The organism is Chamaesiphon sp. OTE_20_metabat_361 (genome assembly GCF_031364565.1).
In genome coordinates this window covers 1-4,079 of the sequence record NZ_JANLWO010000588.1, presented here as the reverse complement: position 1 = coordinate 4,079, position 4,079 = coordinate 1, and the positions used below count along the sequence as shown (strand labels likewise).

The window sequence follows — 4,079 nt, the reverse complement described above, 5'->3', positions numbered from 1 at the left end:
CACTAAATGAAATCTGCCGCTGGACGAATCAAACACCATGTGGGTTTCCGACTCAAGTAATTTCTGCCTTGGGACACAGGGCGGCTGCGTGGACACCGTGTAAGCGGTGTGAGAGTCAGAACGAGACGGCTTGTCAAACCTCTGGACGCTGTGTAAGACCAAAACGCAAACTTGTTTGTGTGGAGGCAATGGCGGGTGAAACACGAAGTCTGGGGTTTTGATGCCCAGACCGTATGCGTAGCATCGGTGTGGGTTGACTAAGCACTAAGATATGTCACTATCCACTTTCAGATGCCCAAAAAGACAGGTGGCGTCCGCGAGATTTCGGCACCCTTACTCCACCCCAAACAAGCAAGGTACCCAAATATCGTCGGTGCTAACTATGTGGCGATGGTAAATCCAGCTAAAGGGCAAGAATTCTTAGTGCAGTTATAGCAACCGCTAAGGCGGTGAGGACAGCACAGCGATTGTGTATTATCTTGACGCACACAAACGGGAGGGAACCTCCCGTTTGTGTGCGTCGCTGTCTCGCTGCTTGGTGCGACATACATGGAGGAAACCTCGCCTTGGGCGCGCCGCTACGCGGACTCAGATCTAGAGTGTCTCAACCGATGCGGCAACTGCCTACAACGCGTTAGTAAAAAGTACGGTAGACGCCAACTATAGCTGGTATCTCTGGCAGATTTTAGATTGCACTATCCCCTACTGGATCTGGATTAGGGGACTTATTGTGGCGATCGAGCGGTAGCCTTCACAGGGGCTGAGCCGATCTCGTCCATGCAAGTGCGGATATCATATAAATATTAAAATCAGCAAATTATTTAATATTTGTTTAATATTTTTGAGCAGGGAATTAAATCTAGAGTTATGCTTAAGAAGTTAGCCGATGTCTTGATGCGCTGTCTTGTCTTGAAGCACACAAACGGGAGGTTCCCTCCGCGTGATTTTCAGTCGCTAAACCGTCGGGAAACCCAACGTTGGCGTAGCCTCTCCGTCAGGAATTACGCGCATCGCTTCAAGATCGGAGACGTTGCCAACGAGAGCGGGGTGTAGACACCTCGAATCATATATGGAAATCAGAAGTCCGTCGGCAGTTGTCAAGCAGGCACACGTCTCACACAACATCGAGGAACTGCACGATCTTTGCAGCAAGCAGTCGATCCTACTAGACTTGGTGACGGATGCGATCGTGTTGTGGTCGATCGAGGGACAGGTACAATACTGGAATCGCAGTGCCGAGCGGACGTATGGCTGGACGGCAGAACGGGCAATCGGCAAACAGATCCTCGATTTTCTCTACGATCTTGACGATCCACACTATCAAACGGCGATCGCCCAGACACTCGATCGGGGAGAATGGAGTGGCGAACTTCAATTGTTAACCCGCGAAGGCAAAAGCGTTGTAGCAGCTAGCCATTGGTACTTAATCGTCGCTACTACCGGGATGCCTCACTCGATTTTGACGATCGATACTGACATCACCCAGCACAAACTCTTAGAACGGCAATTTCTCCACGCACAGCGATTGGAAAACCTCGGTGCGCTTGCCAGTGGTATCGCCCACGATCTCAACAATATTCTAACGCCGATCGTGGCGATTACGGAATTACTACCCCTGAGATTGAAAAATTTAGACGAGCGTACCCAAAAATTACTCTGTACCCTCGCCGAAAATTCTAAGCGCGGGCGGGAATTGGTCGCTCAAATTCTGACTTTTGCCAGAGGTAGTGATGGCGAACATACGATCGTGCAACCGCAGCATCTGCTAGCAGAAGCGATGCAGATCGCCAGACAAACCTTCCCCAAATCGATCGATGTGAGCCTCCGCATTGAAAATAGTCAGTTGTGGGCATTATCGGCAGATGTCAATCAGCTTCATCAAGTATTGCTAAATCTTTGTGTCAATGCCCGCGACGCAATGCCTGATGGGGGCGAATTGACAATTATGGCGGAGAATATCATTCTGAGCGATACCTATCCCAAGCTGCCGCTCAATGCGCTGGGGAGAGCGTATGTGGCGATTACAGTCGCAGATACTGGCGTAGGGATCGAGCCGAGTGTCAGGGATCTAATTTTCGAGCCGTTTTTTACCACGAAAGAAATTGGGAAAGGGACTGGCTTAGGACTATCGATCGTCCGGACGATCGTCGATAATCATCAGGGATTTATCGACGTTACCAGTCAATCTAATGGCGGGACGCAATTTCGATTGTATTTACCAGCGATAATTCCCGATCGTGACAAGCCTCACCCCAGTTCTACACAGGCACATCTAGGACATTTACCGCTGCTAGCGGGTAAAGGCGAACTGATTTTGATCGTCGATGATGAACCTTCAATTCGCGAAGTTCTCGGTACGACGATCGAATCTTATGAGTATCGAACGATTTCTGCTAGTAACAGTCAACAAGCGATCGAGTTATATGCTCGACATCATGGCGAGATTCAGGCGATTTTACTCGATTATATGATGCCTGGTGGCAATCCTACTGATACCCTCCGCCAGTTTCGCTCGATCGATCCCAGTGTCCGTGCGATCGTCATGAGTGGCTTATCCGCTGATGAAATTTCCGCTCATCATCATGGCGAGACAGTTAAGGCTTTCCTTGCCAAACCTTTTAGTACTGAAGATTTATTGCATACGCTGAAAACGGTTTTAAATTAAGGTTCTCTGGCTTGATTTAAAGACGATCGAGATTTTAGATAGTTAAATCTGTGCGGATTTAACAAAAAGTAGGGGTTTTAATCCCCATCCTAAAAACCCGATTATTAATTATCAATTAATTTAAGCAACCCTAACTGGTGATAGATATCTTCAGCTACTGCTGCTTTGAGAGATCTACTCAAGCGATTCTTTTTTTGAGCTAGTTGCAGACATTGCGCTGTCGGGCACAGATATGCCGAGCGTCCCTGCATCAAAATCGTGCCGAGATCGATCGCAACTTGTTTGGATGGATGACACTTTACCACTCGCCAAAATTCACTTTTAGGCGCAAACTTGCGACAACTTATACAGCGTCGATAATCTTTTCGATCTGCGATTTTAACCACTTTCTTCTCGCTACTCATTTGAGGATCGACAGATTGAGTATTGCCTAATTAATTGTAGATGGTGGGCAGTGCCCACCCTACTGGGACGACACGACTTTTCGATCTGCGATTTTAACCACTTTCTTCTCGCTACTCATTTGAGGATCGACAGATTGAGTATTGCTTAATTAATTGTAGATGGTGGGCAGTGCCCACCCTACTTTTTATAATTATCAATTAATAATTATTAATTAATAATTATCTTCCGCATAGTCAGCATCTTGATAATCGGGTTGATAGCGAGATTGGTATTCTGAATCTGCTTGGCGTTGAGATTCGACCTCCGCCATTGCTGCCACAGGATCGTACCGTTTGGCATCTTTGATATCAATTTTCCAGCCAGTCAGTCGCGCTGCGAGTCGGACATTTTGCCCTTCCTTGCCGATTGCCAAACTCAACTGATCTTCGGGTACGAGTACGTGTGCTTGCCGACCCTCAGAATTAACCAGTCGAACTTCCTCAATCCGGGCGGGACTGAGGGCATTGGAGATGTATGTCGAAGGGTCGGGCGACCAGCGAATGACATCGATTTTCTCGCCTTGCAATTCATTTACCACGACTTGAATCCGCGAACCGCGTGCGCCGATACAAGCTCCTACGGGGTCTACATCGCCTTCTAAGGTATCTACCGCAATCTTAGTACGGGGGCCGACATGCCGCGATGGGGGACTGGCTTCGCGCGCCACAGCGACGATTCTGACGAGTTCTTCTTCGATTTCGGGGACTTCATTGGCGAATAGCTCCACGACTAATCCCGCAGCACCGCGCGAAACTAGCAGTTGTGGGCCGCGCTGGGCACCTTCGCGGACTTTTTTGAGGAAGACTTTGAAACTACGCCCGATTCGATAGTTATCGTTGGGGAGTTGCTCTTTTTGAGGCAGTTCGGCTTCGACATCTGGCTGTCCAAAACTACTATTGACAGACAAGATTACCGATTGACGTTCAAAGCGGAGCACCTTGCCCATCAGCGCGGTACCTTCAAATTGCTC

Annotated in this window: 4 protein-coding genes and 1 pseudogene; 3 read left to right on the top strand and 2 right to left on the bottom strand. The window is 48.4% G+C overall.

The window, feature by feature from the left end; translation table 11 throughout:
* The 3 genes from RMO35_RS16980 to RMO35_RS16970 all read left to right on the top strand — a co-directional run.
* The coding region (locus tag RMO35_RS16980; RefSeq protein ID WP_309742500.1) for a hypothetical protein at positions 1-221 on the top strand (221 nt) is incomplete at its 5' end.
* A gap of 70 nt (positions 222-291) precedes the next feature.
* Positions 292-435, top strand: coding sequence for a hypothetical protein (locus tag RMO35_RS16975; RefSeq protein WP_309742499.1), 144 nt, complete (start codon positions 292-294; stop codon positions 433-435).
* Between the two features lie 634 nt (positions 436-1,069).
* Positions 1,070-2,665: an ATP-binding protein gene (locus tag RMO35_RS16970; RefSeq protein ID WP_309742498.1), complete on the top strand. Its 1,596-nt coding sequence runs from the start codon at positions 1,070-1,072 to the stop codon at positions 2,663-2,665.
* A gap of 104 nt (positions 2,666-2,769) precedes the next feature.
* On the opposite strand, the gene RMO35_RS16965 is transcribed toward RMO35_RS16970, so the two are convergent.
* Positions 2,770-3,051, bottom strand: coding sequence for a YlxR family protein (locus RMO35_RS16965; protein WP_309742497.1), 282 nt, complete (start codon positions 3,049-3,051; stop codon positions 2,770-2,772).
* A 230-nt stretch (positions 3,052-3,281) separates the two neighbouring features.
* Positions 3,282-4,079: pseudogene (nusA, locus tag RMO35_RS16960) on the bottom strand (transcription termination/antitermination protein NusA); the annotation flags it as partial.

What these genes read in the sequence shown, in the direction of transcription:
- RMO35_RS16975 (WP_309742499.1), top strand. Translation starts at nt 292, where the DNA reads ATGCCCAAAAAGACAGGTGGCGTCCGCGAGATTTCGGCACCCTTACTC.
- RMO35_RS16970 (WP_309742498.1), top strand. Translation starts at nt 1,070, where the DNA reads ATGGAAATCAGAAGTCCGTCGGCAGTTGTCAAGCAGGCACACGTCTCA.